This window comes from Pseudomonas entomophila (genome assembly GCF_029193575.1).
In the GTDB taxonomy this organism is placed as follows: Bacteria; Pseudomonadota; Gammaproteobacteria; order Pseudomonadales; family Pseudomonadaceae; genus Aquipseudomonas; species Aquipseudomonas entomophila_G.
On sequence record NZ_JARGCS010000007.1, the window covers coordinates 105,153 to 126,916 of the forward strand.

Consider the following 21,764-nt stretch of genomic DNA (forward strand, 5'->3'; position numbering starts at 1 on the left):
TGCGGCAGTGCGGGTAAGCACGATGAGTAGACTCTAAAGGCATAAGAAATTTTCTCTAAATACCTTTATTGCATATTGATATCACCTGACAGCTGACGCGGAGATTTCCCTGCTTGCGTCGGGATCTTTCCTACATGAAAAGCCTCAAACCCTGCAGAAAGTGACTGCCGTTCCATCACACCCCACAAGGACAACAACGATGTACAGCCCCTCACCGGCTTCGAACGAACAGCTTCAGTGGTTGCTCGCCTTGCGCAAGGCGCTGGCCGGGCAGCGTTGAAGGCGGAAGGCCCTGTGATAGGGCCGGCACAGACACCCACAAACAAAAACGCCGACGCAAATGCGTCGGCGTTTTTCGTCTCAGCCGCGAATCAGAACGCCGGCAGCACCGCGCCTTCGTACTTCTTCTCGATGAAGGCCTTCACCTCGGGGCTGGTCAGCGCCTTGGCCAGCTTCTGGATGGCGTCGCTGTCCTTGTTGTCCGGGCGGGCGACCAGGAAGTTCACGTAAGGCGAGTCGCTGCCTTCGATCACCAGCGCATCCTTGGCCGGGTTCAGGCCGGCTTCCAGGGCGTAGTTGGTGTTGATCAGGTCCAGGTCGACCTGGTCCAGCACACGCGGCAGCATGGCCGACTCAAGCTCCTTGAACTTCAGCTTCTTCGGGTTCTCGGCGATGTCCTTCGGCGTGGCCAAGGCGTTCTTCGGGTCCTTCAGGGTGATCAGGCCAGCCTTCTGCAACAGCAGCAGGGCGCGGCCGCTGTTGCTGCCCTCGTTAGGGATGGCAACGGTGGCGCCTTCCTTCAGCTCGCTCAGGCTCTTGACCTTCTTCGAGTAGCCACCGAACGGCTCGACATGCACGCCGATCACGGTTTCCAGGTGGGTGCCCTTGCCTTCGTTGAAGTTCTTCAGGTACGGCAGGGTCTGGAAGTAGTTGGCATCCAGACGCTTCTGGTCAACCTGCACGTTGGGCTGGACGTAGTCGGTGAACACCTTGATCTGCAGGTCCACACCTTCCTTGGCCAGGGTCGGTTTGATCAACTCGAGAATCTCGGCGTGCGGCACCGGGGTGGCGGCCACCACCAGTTTCTCGGCGGCGTGGGCCAGGCCGGACAGCGACAGGGCGGCAGCCAGGGCAGTGGTCAGCAGCGTTTTTTTCATGGCAATCCTTGTTATCAAGCTGGGGCCATCGGCGATGGCAAAGTCAGGTGCCGACCGGCAGAGGCCGGTGGGCGTGAAACGGACGATACCGAGATTTTTTATTCCGTAACAATATCTTTTGCTTCAGTTCTTATTCCAAAAACAAATCGCCATCAGGGCATTTGCTTATGAGCGCTCTAGTACGCCCGTTCCATCCAGTTGCGCCAGTGTGGCCTGCAACACCTCGCGCAACGCAGTGAGGGTTTCCGGCTCGCGGCTGCCGGCCAACTGCGCCAGTTGCGCGGCGATGCTGGCCAGGGGCGAGGGGTCTGGCAGGTCGAGGTGTTCAGGCAGGATCTGCTCGCCCTCGGCCAACAGCAGGGCGAAGTGGATGACGTTCTCCAGCTCGCGCGTATTACCCGGCCAGGCATGAGCCTCCAGAGCCTGCTGCGCCGCTTCGCTGATCAACGGCACAGGGCGGTCCAGGCGCACGCTGTAGATGCCGACGAAGTATTCGGCCAGCGGCAGAATGTCGCCGACCCGCTCGCGCAGCGCCGGCAACTCCAGCTCACCCTCGTGCAGGTAGTGATAAAGCCGCTCGTTGAACCGCCCGGCGCGCACCGCCTGGGCCAGGTCGATGCTGGACGCAGCGACCAGGCGCACGTCCACCGCCTGCGGGTGCTGGGCACCAACCCGGGTGACCTCGCGGTTCTCCAGCGCCGCCAGCAACTTGCCCTGGATCGCCAGCGGCAGGTCGGCGATCTCGTCCAGGTACAACGTGCCGCCGTTGGCCGAGCCAAACCAGCCAGCGCGGCTGCTCGCGGTGCCGCCATGGCTGCCGGCGCTGTAGCCGAACAGCTCGGCGTCGGCGTAGGTGGGGCTGATGGCCGCGCAGTTGACCGAGACGAACAGCCCGCCACGGTCACTGGCGCGGTGGATTTGCCGGGCCAGCAGCTCCTTGCCGGTGCCGGTCGCGCCACGGATCAGCACCGGCAGCGGTTGCGGCGCGAGGCGCTCGAGGGCCTGGCGCAGTTGCTGCGAACGCGGGTCGACGAACACCAGCGCCTTGGCGCGGATGCTCAGCGGGCTCTTGTCCAGTTCAGGGAAGGTCAGCAGCGGCTGGCCGAAGGGGGTGTGAAAGGTCATGGAAAACTCCCGCCCCGACCGCTGCCGGCCGAGGATCCAGGTAACTCGATGAAAGGCCGCCGGATCAGGCGCGACGCAGGGCGCGCTGTTCGATCCGACCTTGCAGGCGGTACAGGTAGGCGAAACCCTGTTCCCAGCGTTCGTGCCCGGACTTGACGTTGATGTGCCCGGCATTGGCCAGCAAGCCGGCCTCCGCGCCCCAGGCCTTGGCCAGGGACAGCGCGCGCGGCACGCTCACGGCGGGGTCGTTGTCGGAGCTGACCACCTGGCTGGGGAACGGCAACACCTGCTGCGGGATCGGCGCGAAGTTGCGCAGGGCTGGCGCGCAGGTGGGGCGCTCGACGTCGGCCGGCGCCACCAGCAATGCGCCACGCACCCGGCGCAGCAAGGCCGGGCTGGCCTGCGCGGCCCAGTGGGCGATGGTGATGCAACCCAGGCTGTGGGCGATGAGGATCACCGGCGAAGACTCGGCGGCGACCGCCTGCTCCAGCGCCTGCACCCAGTCGCGCCGCTGCGGGGTGAGCCAGTCGTGCTGCTCGACCCGGGCGCTGTTGGGCAGGCTGCGCTGCCAGTGGCTTTGCCAATGGTTGTCTGGCGATCCTTGCCAGCCCGGCACAATCAGGTAACGAATCGACTCATTGCGCATGGGGACGCCTCCTTGGAAGTTTGCGTGCTTGGGGTCCAAGTATAGGGAGGCGGTTATATTCGTAAAGGAATAAGAAGCTATTTATTAATAACCGTATTTAAGCTGATTGCACGCCCCCTTAATAGGAGCGGCTTGCCCCGCGATGGCGTCCGCGCAGACCACCATGTTGTCCAGACGGACGCCATCGCGGGGCAAGCCCGCTTCGCTCCTGCAAGGGGGCGTATCGTGGCTGATGCCCATAAAAAAAGGGCCATCCCCTGCCAAGGAAAATGGCCCTGAAGCACTTGCCTGAAGAGGATGTAGCCAGTCAGCGGGCGGTGATCACCGCCAGCTTGGTGATGCCGGCGCGTTCGATGGCGGCCATCGCCCGCGCCACTTCGCCGTAGTTCACGCCATCGTCGGCCTGCAACTGCACGCGCAGCTCGGCGTCCTTGTCCTTCGCGGCCTTGAGGTTGGTCTCCAGCAAATCCGGCTGGATCTCGTCCTTGTTGATGAACAGCTTGCCGCCGCCATCGATGCTCACCACCAGCGGGTCCTTCTGCTCCACCGGGGCCACGGCCTCGGTCTTGGGCAGGTTGATCGGAATAGCGTTGGTCAGCAGCGGCGCGGTGACGATGAACACCACCAGCAGCACCAGCATGACGTCCACCAACGGCGTGACGTTGATTTCGCTAAGGACTTCGTCGCTGTCCTGGGTCGAGAAAGCCATTTCAGGACGCCTCCTTCACCGGCTGGGTGAAACCGGCCTGCTGCTTGTGCACGGCGGGGTGCACCAGCACGCGGAAGGCACTCTTCTGCGCCAGGCTGTAGAAGTCGTGGGCGAAGTCGTCGAGGTCGGCGGCGGTGAGCTTGAGGCGGCGCAGGAAGTAGTTGTAGACCAGCACCGCTGGCACCGCGACGGCGATACCCACGCCGGTGGCGACCAGCGCCGCGCCGATCGGGCCGGCCACGGTTTCAAGGCTCGCCGAGCCCGCCGCGCTGATGCCCTTGAGCGCTTCCATGATGCCCCACACGGTGCCGAACAGGCCGATGAACGGTGAGGTGCTGCCGATACTGGCGACCACCGCCAGGCCGGTCTCCAGCGAACGGCGCTCACGCACGATCTGCTGGCGCAGGGCGCGTTCGAGGCGGTCCTGGTGGTTGATCGCGTGGCTCAGGTCGCTGGCCTGGCCCGGCTCGCCGACGGCGATGGCGGCGTAGCCGGCTTGGGCGACGCGAGCGGCAGGGCCGGGTTGCTCGTGGCTGATCTGCGCGGCCGAGTCGAGGCTCGAAGCGGCCCAGAACTGGGCGTGGAAGCGTTTGTCCTGGTTCTTCAGGCGCACGAACTGCACGACCTTGGCCAGGGCCAGCGCCCAGGTGACCACGGAGAAACCAACCAGCAGCCAGATGACCGCGCTTTCAACGGATTCGAGGGGGGATGCCAACAGGCTCATGATGAAGTCTTCCTATGTTCTGTTCGGTTCTGTTCAGTCGAAGGCGCGCATCAACGCAGCTTGAAATCGATGGGTACGCTGACCCAGCCGGTCTGGGCCACGTCGCCCTGCTTGGCCGGCACGAAGCTCCAGCGCTTCACTGCGGCCAGCGCGGCGTCGTCCAAGGCCTGGCGACCACTGCTCGTCTGGATCTGGATCTGCCCCGGCTTGCCGCTGGGCAGCACCTCGACCCGCAACAGCACGGTGCCTTCCCAACCCCGGCGTTGGGCCAGTTGCGGGTACTCCGGCGCCGGGTTCTTCAGGTAGGCGGCGTTGGCCGATGCCGGCGTCACTGGCGCCGGCGCAGGTGGCGGTGGCGCGGGTGGCGCGGGGGCAGCCACAGGTTGGGGCGGCGGCGCTTCGACGGGCTTGGGCTGCGGCTTGGCCACGGGCTTGGGCACTGGCTTGGGTTTCGGCACGGGCTTGGGTGCGGGCTTGGCGGCCAGCTCGTCGACCACCGGAGGCGGTGGCGGCGGTGGCTCGACCACGGGCACCGGGGGCGGCGGCTCCACTACGGGTGGGGCCGGTGCGGCGAATTCGATGGTCATGGGTGGGATCTTCGGCGGGATCACCGGCAGCTCAGGCGTCGGCTTCTGGCTGACCCAGTAGGCGGCGGCACCGTGCAGCACCAGCACCAGCAAACCCAGCAGCAGTTTGTCGCGGCGCTTCAGGCCGCTGACCGGGGTGCGTTGCAGGCGCAGTTGCGCCAGGGGCAGGCGAAGCGTCCGTCCAAGCTCGACCAGGTCGCCCGAGGCCGGGCGCCATGGCTGGTCGTAGGCCCTGACGGCCGTCTGGACATTACCCATTGATTGAAACTCCTGGGGTGTTGATTCAGGTCTGTGGCTGAATCATCGGTGCCAGACGCTTATCTCTGAAAGTAATGTTTAAAATTAAAGCTATATCTTTATCGAATATCGGATTTTGGAGATTACCGCAAAGCCCCGTGGGGCAAGGGCTGTAGCGGTAGGGGCGGAAAGTCATGCATGGCCGGCATGCAAAATATTCGTGAAAGGCATCAAAATTCGGCGAGGGCTGCGCCCCCGATCGCGGAGCGAGCCCGCTCAGACCGCGACGAGCCGCACAGCGTCGCCCAGGCAATAAAAAACCCGGGCGGCGAACCCGGGTTCTTCATGCACACGGCAGCTTAGATATCCGCCACCTTCTGCCACACCTTCGGCCGGAAGAACAACGTCTCCCCGCGCGCCAGCCCGCTCAGGCTGTCGTGGTCCTTGACCACCTCGGCCTCGATCAGCTCGCTCTGCCCTTCCACCTTCAGTGTCACCCGCGTGGTCGCGCCCAGCGGGCGGATGTCGCGGACTTCGGCGGCATGGTGGCCTTCGGTTTCATGGCGCGACAGCGACACCTCGTGCGGGCGGAACAGCACGTGGTGGCCCTCGCTCAGGCTCAGGCGGTTGGAGTCGCCGAGGAAGTGGTAGACGAAGTCGTTGGCCGGCTTCTCGTACACCTCGCCCGGTGAGCCGATCTGCTCGATCACGCCCTTGTTCATCACCACGATACGGTCGGCCACTTCCATGGCTTCTTCCTGGTCGTGGGTCACGAACACCGACGTCAGGTTGATATCCTCGTGCAGGCGCGCCAGCCAGCGGCGCAGCTCCTTGCGCACCTTGGCGTCGAGGGCGCCGAACGGCTCGTCGAGCAGCAGCACCTTGGGCTCCACCGCCAGGGCGCGGGCCAGGGCGATACGCTGGCGCTGGCCACCGGAGAGCTGCTCGGGGTAGCGGTCGGAGAGCCAGTCGAGCTGGACCATGTTCAGCAGTTCATGGACCTTCTCGGCGATCTTGCTTTCGCTCGGGCGCTCGCCCTTGGGCTTCATGCGCAGGCCGAAAGCGACGTTGTCGAACACGCTCATGTGGCGGAACAGCGCGTAGTGCTGGAACACGAAACCGACGTTGCGGTCACGCACATCGTGGCCGGAAACGTCTTCGCCGTGGAACACGATAGTGCCGTCGTCCGGGGTTTCCAGGCCGGCGATGATGCGCAGCAGGGTGGTCTTGCCGCAGCCGGACGGGCCGAGCAGGGCCACCAGTTCGCCGCTGTGGATATCCAGGTTGATGTTGTCCAGTGCCTGGAAGGCGTTGAAACGCTTGCTGACGTTACGAACTTCGATCGACATGAATTATTCCTCGGCCGCGCCATGGCGCAGACGGTTGATACGGTTCTCGCTCCACTGCTTGAGCAGCAGGATGAAGAGCGCCAGGATCAGCAGCAGGCTGGCCACGCTGAAGGCCGCGACGTGGTTGTACTCGTTGTAGAGGATCTCCACGTGCAGCGGCAAGGTGTTGGTGACGCCACGGATGTGCCCGGACACCACCGACACCGCGCCGAACTCTCCCATCGCCCGCGCGGTGCACAGCACCACGCCGTAGATCAGGCCCCACTTGATGTTCGGCAGGGTCACGTGCCAGAACATCTGCCAGCCGTTGGCGCCCAGCAGGCGCGCGGCTTCCTCCTCCTGGGTGCCCTGCTCCTGCATCAGCGGGATCAGCTCGCGGGCGACGAAGGGCACGGTGACGAAGATGGTCGCCAGGACGATGCCTGGCAGGGCGAAGACGATCTGGATGTCGTGGTCCTGCAACCACGGCCCGAGCAGGCCCTGGGCGCCGAACATCAACACGTAGACCAGGCCGGCGATCACCGGCGAGACCGAGAACGGCAAGTCGATCAGCGTCACCAGCACGCTCTTGCCACGGAAGGTGTACTTGCTCACGCACCAGGCGGCGCTGACGCCGAACACCAGGTTCAGCGGCACCGAGATGACCACGGCGAGCAGGGTCAGCTTCAGGGCCGACAGGGCATCGGGCTCGAAGATCGCCTCGAAGAACGTGCCGAAGCCGTTCTTCAGCGCCTGCGACACCACGATCACCAACGGCAGCAGGAGGAACAACGCGAACACCAGCCAGCCAAGGCCGATCAGCACGCGGCGCGCGGTCGGGCTGCCACGCCGGGCGGCGTTGGCGGCGGCGGTGGCGCCGATAGAAGTCGAAGACATGGGCCAGGCCTCCTTCAAGGGGTTTCGATGCGCCGCTGCAGCAAGTTGATCAGCAGCAGCAGGATGAAGGAAACCACCAGCATCAGCACGCCGATGGCCGTGGCGCCGGTGTAGTCGTACTGGTCGAGCTTGACCATGATCAGCAGCGGCAGGATCTCGGTCTTCATCGGCATGTTGCCGGCGATGAAGATCACCGAACCGTACTCACCCACGCCTCGGGCGAAGGCCAGGGCGAAGCCGGTCAGCCAGGCCGGCAGCAGCGCCGGCGCGAGCACGTGGCGGAACACCTGCAACGGCTTGGCGCCAAGGCAGGCGGCGGCCTCCTCGACCTCGCGCGGGATGTCGGCCAACACCGGCTGCACCGTGCGCACCACGAACGGCAGGGTGACGAAGGTCAGGGCCAGGGTGATGCCCAGCGGGGTGTAGGCGATCTTGAAGCCCAGGTCGGTGGCGAACTGGCCGACCCAGCCCGCAGGGGCGTACAGGGCGGTCAGGGCGATACCGGCGACGGCGGTGGGCAGGGCGAACGGCAGGTCGATCATCGCATCGATGACCTTGCGCCCGGGGAAGGTGTAGCGCACCAGCACCCAGGCCAGCAGGGTGCCGATCACGCCATTGATGATGGCGGCGAACAGGGCGGTGCCGAAACTCAGCTTCAGGGCGGCGAGCACCCGTGGCGCGCTGACGATGTTCCAGAACTGCTCCCAGGTGAGCTGCGCGGCATGCACGAACATGGCGGCCAGCGGTATGAGCACAATCAGGCTGAGGTACACCAGCGTGTAGCCCAGTGTCAGCCCGAAGCCGGGTATGACGGGGGAGATGCGACGTGACATAAAGGTCCCTGGTTGAACGCACGAGGCCCGGGAGCGCTCCCGGGCCGGTGCAGGCTACTGAAGGGTGTTGCATTCGAGGCCGCGACGCGGCCCCAGCGTTCTCATTGCGCCTGGTAGATCTGGTCGAACACACCGCCGTCGTTGAAGAACTTCGGTTGCGCAGTCTTCCAGCCGCCGAAGTCCTTGTCGATGGTCACCAGCTCCAGTTTCGGGAATTGCTTGCCGAATTCGGCGGCAACCTTCTCGTCACGCGGGCGGTAGAAGTTCTCTGCGGCGATCTTCTGACCCGCCGGGCTGTACAGGTGCTTGAGGTATTCGGTGGCGATCTCGGTATTGCCCTTCTTCTCGGCGTTCTTGTCGACCACGGCCACCGGTGGCTCGGCGAGGATCGACAGCGAAGGCACGACGATCTCGAACTTGTCGGCGCCGCCGTCTTCCTTCAGCGCCAGGAAGGCCTCGTTTTCCCAGGCCAGCAGCACGTCGCCCTGGCCGTTGTTGACGAAGGTGATGGTCGAGCCACGGGCGCCGGTGTCGAGCACCGGTACGTGCTTGAACAGTTCCTGCACGTAGGCCTTGGCCTTGTCTTCGCTACCGCCGGTCTTCAGGCCGTAGGCCCAGGCGGCGAGGAAGTTCCAGCGCGCACCGCCGGAGGTCTTCGGGTTCGGGGTGATGACCGAGACGTCTTTCTTGACCAGGTCGCCCCAGTCCTTGATGTTCTTGGGGTTGCCCTTGCGCACCAGGAACACGATGGTCGAGGTGTACGGGGTGCTGGCCTGCGGCAGGCGCTTCTGCCAGTCCTCGGGCAGGGTCTTGCCGAGCTTGGCGATCTCGTCGATGTCGCCGGCCAGGGCCAGGGTCACCACGTCGGCGCGCAGGCCGTCGATCACCGCGCGGCCCTGCTTGCCCGAGCCGCCGTGGGATTGCTGGATCTTCACCTTGTCGTCCGGGTGGCTCTGCTGCCAGTGCTTGATGAACTCGGCGTTGTACTGCTGGTACAGCTCACGGGTCGGGTCGTAGGAGACGTTGAGCAGTTCGTAGTCCTTGGCAACTGCGGAACCGGCAAAGACGGCACTGGCCAGGGCGGCGAGCGCATAACGGCGGATGGACATGGTGAAGCTCCCGATTGGCATTTTTCTAGTTGTGAAGTGTTCGGTGATCAGCCGGACTTGTTGCCCGGCTGCTGCAGGCGGAACTTCTCCTTGCGCTCGATCTGCACCACCTGCGCGTTGTGCACGGTGATCTCCACCGCGCCGAAACGCAGGTCGCGCAGGGCGCTCTGGATCTCACGCAGAATGGTGGCTTCGTCCTGACCGTCGATGCTACGCAGCGATGCACTCATGCTCGTTCTCCTGAGAGTTTGGGTGCCGGGCAGGGAATTGAAGGGGATGGGTGCCTGGCTTGAAGGCAATAGTAGTGAGGCGCGGATATTCTTAAAAATACTGTTTAAGAATGTTTATATAACCATCTTGAACGAGGCGTTGAGGGAGCGCCTGTGACAGCAGCGGTGCTTGGGCAGGCCTCATCGCGGAGCGAGCCCGCTCCCACAGGCACCGTGCCGTTCTGGGCATCGGCGGTGAACCTATCGGCGCGGGCTTGCCCCGCGATGGGGTCGGCACGGGCACAACGAAAACACCCACCCCTAAGGGCCGGTGTCGAGGTTCAGGATTGCTTTTCCGGCTCGCGGATCTTGTACCAGGCCACGTACAGCGCCGGCAGGAACAGCAACGTCAGCAGCGTTGCGCTGATGATGCCGCCGATCATCGCGTAGGCCATCGGCCCCCAGAACACCTCGCGGGCGATCGGGATCATGCCCAGGCTCGCCGCGGCGGCGGTCAGCAGGATTGGCCGGCGCCGGTGGTTGGTCGCCTCCACCACCGCCTCCCACGGCGAATAGCCCTGGGCCTCGAACTCGTCGATCTGCGTCACCAGGATCACCGAGTTGCGGATGATGATCCCCGCCAGCGCGAGAATCCCCAGGATCGCCACGAAGCCCATCGGCGTGCCCGTCGGCACCAGCGCCAGCACCACGCCGATCAACCCCAGCGGCGCCACGCTGACCACCAGGAACAGCTTCTGCACGCTGTGCAGCTGGATCATCAGGAAGGTCGCCATCAGGAACAGCATCAGCGGGATCACCTTGGCGATCGGCCCCTGGGCCTTGCCGCTCTCCTCCACCGTGCCACCGGTGGCCACGTCGTAGCCGGGCGGCAACTGGGCGGCGAATGCATCGATCTTCGGCTTGAGCTGCGCCACCAGGTCGGTGGGCTGGATTTCGCCGGCCACCGAGGCCTTGAGGGTGATGGTCGGCTTGCGGTCGCGGCGCCACACCAGCGGTTGCTCCAGCTCATAGCGCACGGTGGCGAACGACAGCAGCGGGATCGACGTGCCGTTGGGCGTGAGGATCTGCAAGTTCTGCAAGGTGTCGGGCGAGCCGCGCTCGCTGTCCTCGGCGCGGGCGATCACGTCCACCAGGTAGATGTTGTCGTTGACCTGGGTGACCGGCACGCCGCTGACGATGCTGTTCATCACGTTGGCCACGTCCTCGGACGACAAGCCCAGCTGGCGTGCCTTGTCCTGGGCGATCTCCACCCGCAGCACCTTACCCGGTTCGTTCCAGTCGTAGATCATCTCGCCGATATGCTCGTTGCTGTCGAGCAGCGTCGCCAGTTCGATGGCGTGCTTGCGCACCAGGTCGATGTCCTTGCCGCTGACCCGGTACTGGATCGGCCGCCCCACCGGCGGGCCCATCTCCAGCGACTGCACGTTGCTGCCGATGCCGACGAAGTCCTCGCGCAGCAGCTTCTGCAAGCGCTCGATCATCCCGGCGCGCTCCTCGAAGCCCTTGCTGACGATCACCAACTGCGCGTAATAGGGGTTCTGCAACTGCTGGTCCAGGGGCAGGTAGAAGCGGATCGCGCCCTGGCCGATGTAGGTGCTCCAGCGCACCAGGTCGGGGTCGTCCTTGATCTTCGCCTCCAGCCGGTCGACCGCCTTGCGCGTCTCCTCGATCGAGGCGTTTTGCGGCAGGTTGAGGTCGACGAGGATTTCCGGGCGGTCCGAGGACGGGAAGAACTGGTTCTGCACGAAACGCATGCTGAACAGCGACAGGGCGAACAGCACCACGGTGCCGATGATGGTCAGCCAGCGATGGCGCATGCACCACAGCAGCCCGCCCTCGAAGGCGCGCCCGACCCTGCCCGGCTCGGCCTCGTGGGCCTTGAGCTTGCCGCTGTCGAGGATGTGCACGCCCAGCACCGGGGCGAAGAACACCGCCACCACCCATGACACGAGCAGCGCCACGGCGATCACCGCGAACAACGTGTAGGTGTATTCGCCCGCGGAACTGGCGTTGAGGCCGATGGGCACGAAGCCGGCCACCGTCACCAGGGTGCCGGTGAGCATGGGGAAGGCCGTCGAGGTGTAGGCGAAGGTGGCGGCCTGCTCCTTGCTCTCGCCCATTTCCAGGCGCGTGACCATCACCTCCACGGTGATCATCGCATCGTCCACCAGCAGCCCCAGGGCGATGATCAGCGCCCCCAGGGAAATCCGCTGCATGGTGATGCCGCTGTACTCCATGAACACGAACACCATCGCCAGCACCAACGGGATCGAGCACGCCACCACCAGCCCGGCGCGCACGCCGAGGCTGACGAAACTCACCGCCAGCACGATCACCACCGCCTCGAACAGCGCGCTGGTGAAGCCGCCGACCGCCTGCTTCACCACCACCGCCTGGTCGGACACCGTGTGCACGCCGACGCCCACCGGCAACTCGGTGACGATGCGGTCCATCTTTTCCTTGAGCAACTGGCCGAACACCTGGATGTTGCCGCCGGCCTTCATGCCGATGGCCAGGCCGATGGCGGTCTGGCCGTTGTAGCGGAACATCGGTGACGGCGGGTCACTGTAGCCGCGCTCGATGTCGGCGATGTCGGCCAGGCGGAAGAAGCGGTCGTTGATGCGCAGGTTGACGGTTTCCAGGTCTTTCTCCGAGGCGAACTGCCCGGTGGTGCGCACCGAGATGCGCTCGGGGCCGGCCTCGATCACCCCGGCGGGGGTCACCGCGTTCTGCGATTGCAGGGCCTGCATGACCTGGCGTTGGTCGATGCCCAGGGCGGCCAGCTTGCGGGTGGAGAAATTCAGGTAGAGCACTTCGTCCTGGGTGCCGATCAGCTCGATCTTGCCGATGTTGGGCACCTCGCGCACTTCGGCGCGGGCCTGTTCCACGTAGTCGCGCAACTGCCGCAAGGTCAGGCCGTCGGCGGTGAAGGCGTAGATCGAGCCGAATACGTCACCGAACTCGTCGTTGAAGCCAGGGCCCTGGATGCCCTGGGGGAACTGGCCGCGGATGTCGTCGATCTTCTTGCGCACCTGGTACCAGATCTGCGGGATGTCGGCGGCCTTGGTGGTGTCGCGCAGGTACACGTACACGGTGGACTCGCCCGGGCGGGTGTAGCTCTTCACGTAGTCCAGCGAGTCCAGCTCTTCGAGTTTCTTCTCGATGCGGTCGGTGACCTGGTACAGGGTCTCGTCCTGGGTCGCGCCGGGCCAGCGGGTCTGGATCACCATGGTCTTGATGGTGAACGACGGGTCTTCCTCGCGGCCGAGGTTGAAGTAGGAGAACACGCCCATCAGCAGCCCGACGAACATCAGGTACCAGACGAACGACTGGTGCCGCAGCGCCCATTCGGAGAGGTTGAAGCTTCCTTTCATCGCGCGTCCTCGTCGAATGAGACCTTCTGCCCGGGCTTGAGGCTGTTGACGCCAGCGGTGACCACCCGCTCGCCGGGCCGCACGCCGGAGGCCAGGACGATGCGCTCGGGGTTGCGCTCGATCAGGGTGACGTCGCGGGTGGCGACGGTCTTCTGCTGCGGGTCGACCACCCACACCTGGGTCTTGCCGTCGCGCTCCAGCAACGCGGTGGGCGGCAGCTCGCTGCGCGGGGTGACCGCCGAGGTCAGGGTGACGCTGACCGCCGTGCCCAGGTGGAAGGCGTCGGGGGTGCTGGCCAGGCTCAGCCGAGCGCGGCGAGTGCGGGTAGTGGCATCGGCCTGGGGCTCCAGTTCGCGCAAGCTGGCGGTGGTGTTGATGTGCGGTTCGAGCTGGGAGGCGACGGTGAACGTCAGGCCCTTGCTCAACTGCTCGGCCAACGGGATCGGCAGGTCGATCACCGCTTCCTTGACGTCGGGGCGGGCCAGGGTGACCACCGCCTGGCCGGCGCTGACGGTCTGCCCGGCCTCGGCCTTCCAGGCGGTGACCACGGCGGCGTGGTCGCTGCGCAGGGTGCTGTAGTCGAGCTGGTCGCGGGCCTGGCTGAGGGCCGAGCGCGCCTGCTCCAGCGAAGCGCCGGTGGTCTTCAGGTCGGTCTGGGCGATGTCCAGCTGGGCCTGGGCGCCGACGCCGCGGTCATACAGCTGCTGTTGCCGGCGGGCGTTGGCCTGGGCGTTGATCCACTGCGCCTGGACCCGCGCCAGGTCGCCTTCGGCGGCGCGCAGCTGGTTCTGCTGGTCGGTGGGGTCGAGGGTGGCCAGGGTGTCGCCCGGCTCGACCCGCGCGCCGACGTCCAGCCAGCGCCGGGCGATGCGCCCGGACACGCGAAAGCCGAGGGTGCTTTCATAGCGCGCCTGGATGGTGCCGGCGAAGCGCCCCAACTGCGCCTGCACCTGCGGTTCGACCAATGTGGAGAGCACCGGGCGCACCACCTCGGGCGGCGCCTCGTCGCTGCCGCAGGCGCCAAGCAGCAGGCTGGCGCAGAGCATCAGCAGGCGTTTCATGGCGCGGCCCCTCCGTCCTGGGTGTCGACCTTCTCGACCTGCATGCCCGGGTGCAGCAACTGCCCGCCGCTGACCACCACGGTCTCGCCGCCCTTGATGCCTTCGGCGATTACCACCTTGCCGGTGAGGTAGCGCGCCACCTGCACCGGGCGCAGCTCGACCTGGTCACCCTCGCCCACCACCCATACCGCCGGGTCCTTCAGCGCCTTGGTCAGCGCCGACCACGGCAGCTCGATGCTCGGCCGCCCCTGGGTATTGCCGGTGGCGGTCACCGGCGAGCCCAGTTGCATGCCCGCCGGCACGTTGCGCAGGGCCACCTTGACCTGCACCGTGCCGCTCTCGGCGGACACCGTGGGGGTGACCTCGCGCACCCGGCCTTCGGCCTTGACCTGTGGGTCGTCGAGCAGGCTGACCAGCACGCTTTCATTGCTCGGCGGCGTCACCAGCAGGGCTTCGTAGACGTTGAACACCGCGTCGCGGTCGCCGTCGACGGCCAGGCTGAAGATCGGCATGGTCGCCTGCACCACCTGGCCGACCTCGGCCTGGCGCGCGGTGATCACCCCATCGGCCTCGGAGACCAAGGCGGTGTAGCCCAGTTGCTCCTTGGCATTGGCCAGTTGCGCCTGGGCGGCCTTGAGCGCGCTCTGGCTACTGCGCAGGGCGGCTTCTGCGGCGTCGTACTCGCTCTGGCTGGTGTAGCCCTTGGGCAGCAGCTTTTGCTGGCGGACGAACGCCGCGCTGCTCTGGGTGACCCGCGCCTGCTCGGCGAACACGGCGGCCTTGGCCGAGTCGACGTTGTTCTGCAGGTCCTTGGGGTCGAGACGCGCGAGCACCTGGTTGGCCTTGACGTGGTCGCCCACGTCGACGCTGCGGGCGATGATCTTGCCACCCACGCGAAACGACAGGTCGGTCTGGACGCGCGCCTGCACGTCACCGGTCAGGGTGACCCTGGCGGCGAAATCGGTGGGCTGGACTTGCAGTACGCCGACCCTGGGCAGTTCCGGGCTGGAAACTTCATCCTTGCAACCCGAAAGCGTGAACAGCCCCCCCAGGCAAACGACCGACAGCAGACGCTTCCACGTCATGCAGGCTCCTTGCTTGCGCGCTAATGATTCGAGGGATGCGACTGTCAGCGTAGTCCAGGGTTCAACAATCGGCATCAAAGTCCCTGCCCCGGTGGATGACCCGGCGCGCCATACTGTCTGGCCACATCGCCAAAGGATTGCAGCCATGCTCACCACCCTGGCCGTCGCCAACTACCGATCCATGAACAAACTGGTCCTGCCGCTTGGCCGCTTGAACGTGATCACCGGAGCCAACGGCAGTGGCAAGTCGAACCTGTACAAGGCCCTGCGCCTGTTGGCGGAGACAGCGCGCGGTGGCGTGGTCAACGCGCTGGCCGCCGAAGGTGGGCTGGAGTCGGCCTTTCATGCCGGGCCCGAGACGCTCAGCCGAGGCATGCGCCAGGGCGTGGTGCCAGTGCAGGGCGGGCCGCGCCAGCAGGTCAGGCGCCTGAAGATGGGCTTTGCCGACGAGGATTTCGGCTACGCCATCAGCCTTGGCCTGCCGGAGCCGAGCCGCTCGATGTTCGCCCTCGACCCGCAGATCAAGCACGAGGCGATCTGGGCAGGCCCGCTGTGCCGCCCGGCCAGCCTGCTGGTGGAGCGCAGCGCGGCCATGGTACGGGCACGCGAGGGGCGGCAATGGCAGGTGCTGAGCCAGCGCATGAGCGAGTTCGACAGCCTGTTCGACCACGTGGGCAGCCTGCAGGGCTCGCCCGAGGTGCTGCACCTGCGCGAGCGCATCCGCGGCTGGCGCTTTTACGACCACTTGCGCACCGACGCCGACGCGCCGGCGCGCCATCCACGCCTGGGCACCCGTACCCCGGTGTTGCACCACGACGGCCGCGACCTGGCGGCGGCGCTGCAGACCATCAAGGAGATCGGCGACTTCGAGGCCTTGCAGGCTGCGGTCAACGATGCCTTTCCCGGTTCGCGGGTCGGCATCGACGCCACCCCGGGCGGCCTGTTCAGCCTGAGCTTCCAGCAGGCCGGGCTGCTCCGCCCCTTGAGCGCGGCGGAGCTGTCCGACGGCACCTTGCGTTACCTGTTGCTGGTGGCCGCGCTGCTGACCCCCAGGCCTCCGAGCATGATGGTGCTCAACGAGCCGGAAACCAGCCTGCATCCAGACCTGCTGCCGGCACTGGCGCGCTTGATCGTGGCGGTTTCGCGGCATTGCCAGGTCTGGGTGGTGTCTCACGCCCCGCGCCTGGTGGCGGCGCTGGAGCAGGACCCAGCGTGCAACTCGATACGCCTGGACAAGCACCTGGGGCAAACGGCGATCGTCGGCCAGGGGATGCTGGACGAGCCGGCCTGGCACTGGCCGGAATGAGGAGCGGCCTGCACGAGCAACCTCGCGCGACGCAGCGCCAGGTTGCTCGTGCAGGGTGGCTCAAGCCGAGGCGGCAGCCTGCGCCGGGCGCCGAACCTGCGGCTGCGAAACGCTCGCTGCCGCGCCTTCCTCGATCGCCTGCTGGATCGCCCGGCGACGGCGTTCTTCGGCCTGGCGGCTGAAGTACCAGACCAGGAAGGTCACCAGCGACACCGACAGCAGGATCAGGCTGGCCACGGCGTTGATCTCCGGTTTCACGCCCAGGCGCACGGCCGAGAACACTTCCATCGGCAGGGTGGTCGAACCCGGGCCGGAGACGAAGCTGGCCAGCACCAGGTCGTCCAGCGACAGGGCGAACGACATCATGCCACCGGCCGCCAGCGACGGCGCGATCATCGGGATGGTGATCAGGAAGAACACCTTCCACGGCTTGGCGCCCAGGTCCATCGCCGCTTCCTCGATCGACAGGTCCAGCTCACGCAGCCGCGCCGACACCACCACCGCCACGTAGGCCGCGCAGAAGGTGGTGTGGGCGATCCAGATGGTGACGATGCCGCGCTCCTGCGGCCAGCCGATCATCTGCGCCATGGCCACGAACAGCAGCAACAGCGACAGGCCGGTGATCACCTCGGGCATCACCAGCGGCGCGGTGACCAGGCCACCGAACAGCGTGCGGCCCTTGAAGCGGGTCACCCGGGTCAGCACGAAGGCCGCCAGGGTGCCCAGCGCCACTGCGGCGATCGCGGTGTAGCAGGCGATCTCCAGCGAGCGCATCACCGAACCCATCAGCTGGGTGTTGTCGAGCAGGCCGACGTACCACTTCACCGACCAGCCACCCCACACCGTCACCAGCTTCGAGGCGTTGAACGAGTAGATCACCAGGATCAGCATCGGCAGGTAGATGAACAGCAAGCCGAGCACCAGCATCAGCTTGGAGAAACCGAAGCGCTTCATGCCCTGCCCTCCATTTCTTTGGCCTGGCTGCGGTTGAACAGCAGGATGGGCACGATCAGGATCGCCAGCATCACCACCGCCAGGGCGGATGCCACCGGCCAGTCACGGTTGTTGAAGAATTCCTGCCACAGCACCTTGCCGATCATCAGGGTTTCCGGGCCGCCGAGCAGTTCAGGAATCACGAACTCGCCCACCACCGGGATGAACACCAGCATGCAGCCGGCGATGATGCCGTTCTTCGACAGCGGCACGGTGATCTTCCAGAAGCTGTTGAAGGTGCTCGACCCCAGGTCGGAGGCGGCCTCCAGCAGGCTCTGGTCGTGCTTCACCAGGTTCGCGTACAGCGGCAGGATCATGAACGGCAGGTACGAATAGACCACGCCGATGTACACCGCCAGGTTGGTGTTGAGAATCTGCAGCGGCTGATCGATCAGGCCCAGCCACAGCAGGAAGCTGTTGAGCAGGCCGTTATTGCTGAGGATGCCCATCCACGCATAGACGCGGATCAGGATCGCGGTCCAGGTCGGCATCATGATCAGCAACAGCAGCACGGTCTGGATGTCCTTGCGCGCGTTGGCGATGGCGTAGGCCATCGGGTAGCCGATCAGCAGGCACAGCAAGGTGCTGAAGAACGCGACCTTCAGCGAACCCAGGTAGGCCGAGATGTACAGCTCGTCCTGGGTCAACAGGCCGTAGTTGGCCAGGTTCAGCACCAGTTGGATCTTGTCCTCGACGTAGGTGTAGATCTGCGTGTACGGCGGGATCGCCACGTCGGCTTCGGCGAAGCTGATCTTCAGGACGATGAAGAACGGCAGCATGAAGAACAGGAACAACCAGATGAACGGCACGCCGATGACCAGGTGCCGTCCTTCAGGGATGATGCGCTGGAGGGCTCGCTTGAGCTTTCGTGGTTTCATGAGCGCAATACCACGCCGCTGTCGTCTTCCCACCACACGTACACTTCGTCACCCCAGGTCGGCCGGGTGCCCTGGCGCTCGGCGTTGGCGACGAACGACTGGACCACCTTGCCGCTCGGCAGCTCGACGTAGAACACCGAGTGGCCGCCCAGGTAGGCGATGTCGTGGACCTTGCCGCGCGACCAGTTGTGCTCGCAGGTCGGCTGCTCGGTGGTGACCAGCAGTTTCTCCGGGCGCAGGGCGTAGGTGATGTGCTTGTCTTCCACCGACGTGGTCACGCCGTGGCCAACGTAGATGCTGCGCTCAAGCTCGGGGCTGGCGATGATCGCGTGGCCTTCGGCGTCGTCGACCACCTCACCCTCGAACAGGTTGACGTTGCCGATGAACTCGCAGACCAGGCGGCTGGTCGGGGTCTCGTAGACGTCGATCGGGCTGCCGATCTGGGCGATCCAGCCCAAGTGCATGATGGCGATGCGCTGGGCCATGGTCATGGCCTCTTCCTGGTCATGGGTCACCATCACGCAGGTCACGCCCACGCGCTCGATGATCTCCACCAGTTCCAGCTGCATCTGCGAACGCAGTTTCTTGTCCAGCGCGCCCATCGGCTCGTCGAGCAGCAGCAGCTTGGGGCGCTTGGCCAGGGAACGGGCCAGGGCCACGCGCTGGCGCTGGCCACCGGACAGCTGGTGCGGCTTGCGCTTGGCGTACTGGGTCATGTGCACCAGCTTGAGCATCTCGGCCACGCGGGCCTCGATCTCGGCCTTGGGCATCTTGTCCTGCTGCAGGCCGAAGGCGATGTTCTGCGCCACGGTCATGTGCGGGAACAGTGCGTAGGACTGGAACATCATGTTGATCGGCCGCTCGTAGGGCGGCATGTCGGTGATGTCGACACCGTCGAGGAAGATCCGACCCTCGGTCGGACGCTCGAAGCCGGCCAGCATGCGCAGCAGGGTCGACTTGCCCGAACCGGAACCACCCAGCAGGGCGAAGATCTCGCCCTTGCGGATTTCCAGGGACACATCGTCCACGGCGATGGTTTCGTCGAACTTCTTCGTGACCCGGTCGATCTTGACCAGCACCTGCTTGGGTTGCTGGCCACCCTCGAGGGCTTTCTTATAGGCACCGGAGGCAACTGCCATGAGTGAAACTCCCAACAAGATTTTGATGCCCGCCGCTGCCGTGACGGGCCTGGTTAGTTACTTGCCCGACTTGACCTTGGTCCAGCTGCGGGTCATCAGACGTTGCACCTTGGGGGGCAACTCCGCGTTGACGAACATCTTGTCCAGCACTTCCTGCGGTGGGTAAACCGCGGCGTCAGTTCTCACAGCCTGGTCCATCAGGTCGCCAGCCTTGGGGTTGGGGTTGGCATAACCGACATAATCACTGACCTGGGCGATAACCTCAGGCTTCAGCAAATAGTTGATGAAGGCGTGGGCCTCCTTGACGTTCTTGGCGTCCTTGGGGACCGCCAGCACGTCGAACCAGAGGTTGCCGCCTTCCTTGGGAATGGCGTAGGCCAGGTTCACGCCTTTCTTCGCCTCTTCGGCGCGGGCCTTGGCCTGGAAGATGTCGCCCGAGAAGCCGGCGGCGACGCAGATGTCGCCGTTGGCCAGGTCGGTGATGTACTTGGACGAGTGGAAGTAGGTCACGTACGGGCGCACGGCCAGCAGCTTCTGCTCGGCCTTGGCGTAATCCTTGGGGTCGGTGCTGTTGGGGTCCAGCCCCAGGTAGTTGAGCACCGCGGGCAGCATCTCGTCCGCCGAGTCGAGGAAGGCCACGCCGCACTTGGACAGCTTCTTCATGTTCTCGGGTTCGAACAGCACCGACCAGGAGTCGATGGTCTCCACGCCCAGCGCCGCCTTGACCTTTTCGACGTTGTAGCCGATGCCGTTGGTGCCCCACAGGTAGGGCACGGCGTACTGGTTGCCCGGGTCGTTCTTTTCCAGGCGCTTCATCAGGGCCGGGTCAAGGTTGGAATAATTGGGCAGCAGGGCCTTGTCGAGCTTCTGGAACGCGCCCGCCTTGATCTGCTTGCCGAGGAAATGGTTGGACGGCACTACCACGTCATAGCCGGTCTTGCCGGCCAGCAGCTTGCCTTCCAGGGTTTCATTGGAATCGAAGACATCTTGCACCGGCTTGATGCCGGTCTCTTTCTCGAAGTCGACGAGGGTGGTCGGGCCGATGTAGTCCGACCAGTTGTAGATGTGCACCGTGGGCGCCGCTTGGACGCTGGCCGCCAGCGTCAGACCCGCTCCAGCCATCAAGGCCTTGCGAAATACAGAAATAGACAAGTGGGTGGTCCTCACAATCAGTGCCTCCGGTGGCGGCTGGGTGCAGCCGTACACGCAAAACCGGCGCGCAACTTACCTGCGTCGCTACGATGCCGCAATCAACAATTGTCGTTCATGCCCCTGGGCCGGAAGGCCCGGCCCAGAGGGTCCGGCGTCGGGCTGTTACTTGCCCGACTTGATCTTGGTCCAGCTGCGGGTGATCGCGCGCTGGGCGGCTGCCTCAGGCGCGGCGATCGCGTACAGCTGCTTCTTCACCTCGGCCGGCGGGTAGATGCTCGGGTCGCTGGTGATGTCCTTGTCGACGAACGGGGTCGCGGCCTTGTTGCCGTTCGGGAAGCGCACGGCGTTGGTGATCTCGGCCATGACTTCAGGCTGCATCAGGAAGTCCATGAACTGGTAGGCGGCTTCCTTGTGCTCGGCATCCTTGGGGATGGCGACCATGTCGTAGAAGGTACCAGCGCCTTCTTTCGGAATGACGTAGTCCAGCTTGACCTTGTCGCCGGCTTCGTGGGCGCGGGCCTTGGACTGCTCCAGGTCGCCCGAGTAGCCAACGGCCACGCAGATGTTGCCGTTGGCCAGGTCACCGATGTACTTGGAGGAGTGGAAGTAGGTGATCGAAGGACGGACCTTCAGGAACAGCGCCTCGGCGGCGGCCAGGTCTTCCTTCTTGGTGCTGTCGCTCGGCAGGCCCAGGTAGTGCAGCGCAGCCGGAAGCATTTCGGTCGGCGCGTCGAGGAAGCTCACGCCGCAGCTCTTGAGCTTGGCGATGTTCTCCGGCTTGAACACGGCGTCCCACGAGTCGATCTTGTCCACGCCCAGCGCGGCCTTGACCTTCGCCGGGTTGTAGCCGATGCCGATGGAGCCCCACATGTACGGGAAGGCGTGCTTGTTGCCTTTGTCGCTGGCGTCGCCGACAGCCTTGAGCAGGTCTTCGTCGAGGTTCTTCCAGTTCGGCAGCTTGGAGCGGTCGAGCTCCTCATAGACACCGGCCTTGATCTGCTTGGCCAGGAAGTTGTTCGACGGCACGACGATGTCGTAGCCCGACTTGCCGGCCAGCAGCTTGGCTTCCAGGGTTTCGTTGCTGTCGAAGACGTCGTACTTGACCTTGATGCCGGTCTGCTTCTCGAACTTGGCGATGGTGTCCGGCGCGATGTAGTCCGACCAGTTGTAGACGTTCAGCACCTTGTCGTCAGC

20 protein-coding genes are annotated in these 21,764 nt (G+C 65.1%); 1 reads left to right on the forward strand and 19 read right to left on the reverse strand.

What is annotated here, in order from left to right:
• Positions 1–371 precede the first annotated feature (371 nt).
• From P0Y43_RS01550 to P0Y43_RS01615, 14 genes are all read right to left on the reverse strand, one after another.
• Positions 372–1,157: a MetQ/NlpA family ABC transporter substrate-binding protein gene (locus P0Y43_RS01550; RefSeq protein WP_275635535.1), complete on the reverse strand. Its 786-nt coding sequence runs from the start codon at positions 1,155–1,157 to the stop codon at positions 372–374.
• Between the two features lie 165 nt (positions 1,158–1,322).
• Positions 1,323–2,282, reverse strand: a complete 960-nt coding sequence (locus P0Y43_RS01555; protein WP_275635536.1) for a sigma 54-interacting transcriptional regulator — start codon at positions 2,280–2,282, stop codon at positions 1,323–1,325.
• A gap of 64 nt (positions 2,283–2,346) precedes the next feature.
• A complete protein-coding gene (locus P0Y43_RS01560) occupies positions 2,347–2,928 on the reverse strand; it encodes an alpha/beta hydrolase (RefSeq protein WP_275635537.1) in 582 nt (193 codons plus the stop codon).
• Positions 2,929–3,235: 307 nt separating this feature from the next.
• On the reverse strand, positions 3,236–3,637 hold the full coding sequence (locus P0Y43_RS01565; RefSeq protein WP_275635538.1) for an ExbD/TolR family protein: 402 nt from the start codon (positions 3,635–3,637) through the stop codon (positions 3,236–3,238).
• A gap of 1 nt (position 3,638) precedes the next feature.
• Complete coding sequence (locus tag P0Y43_RS01570; RefSeq protein ID WP_275635539.1) at positions 3,639–4,361, reverse strand: MotA/TolQ/ExbB proton channel family protein; 723 nt, start codon at positions 4,359–4,361, stop codon at positions 3,639–3,641.
• Positions 4,362–4,411: 50 nt separating this feature from the next.
• Positions 4,412–5,206: an energy transducer TonB gene (locus tag P0Y43_RS01575; RefSeq protein WP_275635540.1), complete on the reverse strand. Its 795-nt coding sequence runs from the start codon at positions 5,204–5,206 to the stop codon at positions 4,412–4,414.
• A 338-nt stretch (positions 5,207–5,544) separates the two neighbouring features.
• On the reverse strand, positions 5,545–6,534 hold the full coding sequence (locus tag P0Y43_RS01580) for a sulfate/molybdate ABC transporter ATP-binding protein (protein ID WP_275635541.1): 990 nt from the start codon (positions 6,532–6,534) through the stop codon (positions 5,545–5,547).
• 3 nt (positions 6,535–6,537) lie between these two features.
• Complete coding sequence (gene cysW / locus P0Y43_RS01585) at positions 6,538–7,410, reverse strand: sulfate ABC transporter permease subunit CysW (protein WP_275635542.1); 873 nt, start codon at positions 7,408–7,410, stop codon at positions 6,538–6,540.
• A gap of 14 nt (positions 7,411–7,424) precedes the next feature.
• Positions 7,425–8,243 carry a sulfate ABC transporter permease subunit CysT gene (gene cysT, locus P0Y43_RS01590; protein ID WP_275635543.1) on the reverse strand — a complete coding sequence of 273 codons (819 nt, stop codon included), beginning with the start codon at positions 8,241–8,243 and terminating at the stop codon, positions 7,425–7,427.
• Positions 8,244–8,344: 101 nt separating this feature from the next.
• Positions 8,345–9,352 carry a sulfate ABC transporter substrate-binding protein gene (locus tag P0Y43_RS01595; protein ID WP_275635544.1) on the reverse strand — a complete coding sequence of 336 codons (1,008 nt, stop codon included), beginning with the start codon at positions 9,350–9,352 and terminating at the stop codon, positions 8,345–8,347.
• Positions 9,353–9,399: 47 nt separating this feature from the next.
• Positions 9,400–9,582, reverse strand: coding sequence for a sulfur starvation response protein OscA (gene oscA / locus P0Y43_RS01600; protein WP_016489716.1), 183 nt, complete (start codon positions 9,580–9,582; stop codon positions 9,400–9,402).
• Positions 9,583–9,902: 320 nt separating this feature from the next.
• Positions 9,903–12,956 carry an efflux RND transporter permease subunit gene (locus P0Y43_RS01605; protein WP_275635545.1) on the reverse strand — a complete coding sequence of 1,018 codons (3,054 nt, stop codon included), beginning with the start codon at positions 12,954–12,956 and terminating at the stop codon, positions 9,903–9,905.
• Positions 12,953–14,017: an efflux RND transporter periplasmic adaptor subunit gene (locus P0Y43_RS01610; RefSeq protein ID WP_275635546.1), complete on the reverse strand. Its 1,065-nt coding sequence runs from the start codon at positions 14,015–14,017 to the stop codon at positions 12,953–12,955. The genes P0Y43_RS01605 and P0Y43_RS01610 overlap by 4 nt, the downstream gene beginning before the upstream one ends.
• Positions 14,014–15,102: an efflux RND transporter periplasmic adaptor subunit gene (locus P0Y43_RS01615; RefSeq protein ID WP_275635547.1), complete on the reverse strand. Its 1,089-nt coding sequence runs from the start codon at positions 15,100–15,102 to the stop codon at positions 14,014–14,016. The genes P0Y43_RS01610 and P0Y43_RS01615 overlap by 4 nt, the downstream gene beginning before the upstream one ends.
• 145 nt (positions 15,103–15,247) lie before the next feature.
• Here P0Y43_RS01615 and P0Y43_RS01620 point away from each other — a divergent pair, with 145 nt between their 5' ends.
• Positions 15,248–16,408, forward strand: a complete 1,161-nt coding sequence (locus P0Y43_RS01620) for an AAA family ATPase (protein ID WP_275635548.1) — start codon at positions 15,248–15,250, stop codon at positions 16,406–16,408.
• Positions 16,409–16,468: 60 nt separating this feature from the next.
• Here P0Y43_RS01620 and P0Y43_RS01625 read toward each other — a convergent pair whose 3' ends face one another.
• The 5 genes from P0Y43_RS01625 to P0Y43_RS01645 all read right to left on the reverse strand — a co-directional run.
• Positions 16,469–17,362: an ABC transporter permease subunit gene (locus P0Y43_RS01625; protein WP_275635549.1), complete on the reverse strand. Its 894-nt coding sequence runs from the start codon at positions 17,360–17,362 to the stop codon at positions 16,469–16,471.
• On the reverse strand, positions 17,359–18,240 hold the full coding sequence (locus P0Y43_RS01630) for an ABC transporter permease subunit (RefSeq protein ID WP_275635555.1): 882 nt from the start codon (positions 18,238–18,240) through the stop codon (positions 17,359–17,361). The genes P0Y43_RS01625 and P0Y43_RS01630 overlap by 4 nt, the downstream gene beginning before the upstream one ends.
• A gap of 35 nt (positions 18,241–18,275) precedes the next feature.
• Positions 18,276–19,418: a polyamine ABC transporter ATP-binding protein gene (gene potA, locus P0Y43_RS01635; protein ID WP_275635550.1), complete on the reverse strand. Its 1,143-nt coding sequence runs from the start codon at positions 19,416–19,418 to the stop codon at positions 18,276–18,278.
• A 57-nt stretch (positions 19,419–19,475) separates the two neighbouring features.
• The gene (locus tag P0Y43_RS01640) at positions 19,476–20,570 is read right to left on the reverse strand and encodes a polyamine ABC transporter substrate-binding protein (protein ID WP_275635551.1); all 1,095 of its coding nucleotides are present in this window, start codon (positions 20,568–20,570) and stop codon (positions 19,476–19,478) included.
• A gap of 162 nt (positions 20,571–20,732) precedes the next feature.
• A partial coding sequence (locus tag P0Y43_RS01645) for a polyamine ABC transporter substrate-binding protein (protein ID WP_275635552.1) occupies positions 20,733–21,764 on the reverse strand: 1,032 nt, incomplete at its 5' end.

Excerpts from the sequence above, each read along its gene's own strand:
- P0Y43_RS01550 (WP_275635535.1), bottom strand. The coding sequence starts at position 1,157 with ATGAAAAAAACGCTGCTGACCACTGCCCTGGCTGCCGCCCTGTCGCTG.
- P0Y43_RS01555 (WP_275635536.1), bottom strand. The coding sequence starts at position 2,282 with ATGACCTTTCACACCCCCTTCGGCCAGCCGCTGCTGACCTTCCCTGAA.
- P0Y43_RS01560 (WP_275635537.1), bottom strand. The coding sequence starts at position 2,928 with ATGCGCAATGAGTCGATTCGTTACCTGATTGTGCCGGGCTGGCAAGGA.
- P0Y43_RS01565 (WP_275635538.1), bottom strand. The coding sequence starts at position 3,637 with ATGGCTTTCTCGACCCAGGACAGCGACGAAGTCCTTAGCGAAATCAAC.
- P0Y43_RS01570 (WP_275635539.1), bottom strand. The coding sequence starts at position 4,361 with ATGAGCCTGTTGGCATCCCCCCTCGAATCCGTTGAAAGCGCGGTCATC.
- P0Y43_RS01575 (WP_275635540.1), bottom strand. The coding sequence starts at position 5,206 with ATGGGTAATGTCCAGACGGCCGTCAGGGCCTACGACCAGCCATGGCGC.
- P0Y43_RS01580 (WP_275635541.1), bottom strand. The coding sequence starts at position 6,534 with ATGTCGATCGAAGTTCGTAACGTCAGCAAGCGTTTCAACGCCTTCCAG.
- cysW (WP_275635542.1), bottom strand. The coding sequence starts at position 7,410 with ATGTCTTCGACTTCTATCGGCGCCACCGCCGCCGCCAACGCCGCCCGG.
- cysT (WP_275635543.1), bottom strand. The coding sequence starts at position 8,243 with ATGTCACGTCGCATCTCCCCCGTCATACCCGGCTTCGGGCTGACACTG.
- P0Y43_RS01595 (WP_275635544.1), bottom strand. The coding sequence starts at position 9,352 with ATGTCCATCCGCCGTTATGCGCTCGCCGCCCTGGCCAGTGCCGTCTTT.
- oscA (WP_016489716.1), bottom strand. The coding sequence starts at position 9,582 with ATGAGTGCATCGCTGCGTAGCATCGACGGTCAGGACGAAGCCACCATT.
- P0Y43_RS01605 (WP_275635545.1), bottom strand. The coding sequence starts at position 12,956 with ATGAAAGGAAGCTTCAACCTCTCCGAATGGGCGCTGCGGCACCAGTCG.
- P0Y43_RS01610 (WP_275635546.1), bottom strand. The coding sequence starts at position 14,017 with ATGAAACGCCTGCTGATGCTCTGCGCCAGCCTGCTGCTTGGCGCCTGC.
- P0Y43_RS01615 (WP_275635547.1), bottom strand. The coding sequence starts at position 15,102 with ATGACGTGGAAGCGTCTGCTGTCGGTCGTTTGCCTGGGGGGGCTGTTC.
- P0Y43_RS01620 (WP_275635548.1), top strand. The coding sequence starts at position 15,248 with ATGCTCACCACCCTGGCCGTCGCCAACTACCGATCCATGAACAAACTG.
- P0Y43_RS01625 (WP_275635549.1), bottom strand. The coding sequence starts at position 17,362 with ATGAAGCGCTTCGGTTTCTCCAAGCTGATGCTGGTGCTCGGCTTGCTG.
- potA (WP_275635550.1), bottom strand. The coding sequence starts at position 19,418 with ATGGCAGTTGCCTCCGGTGCCTATAAGAAAGCCCTCGAGGGTGGCCAG.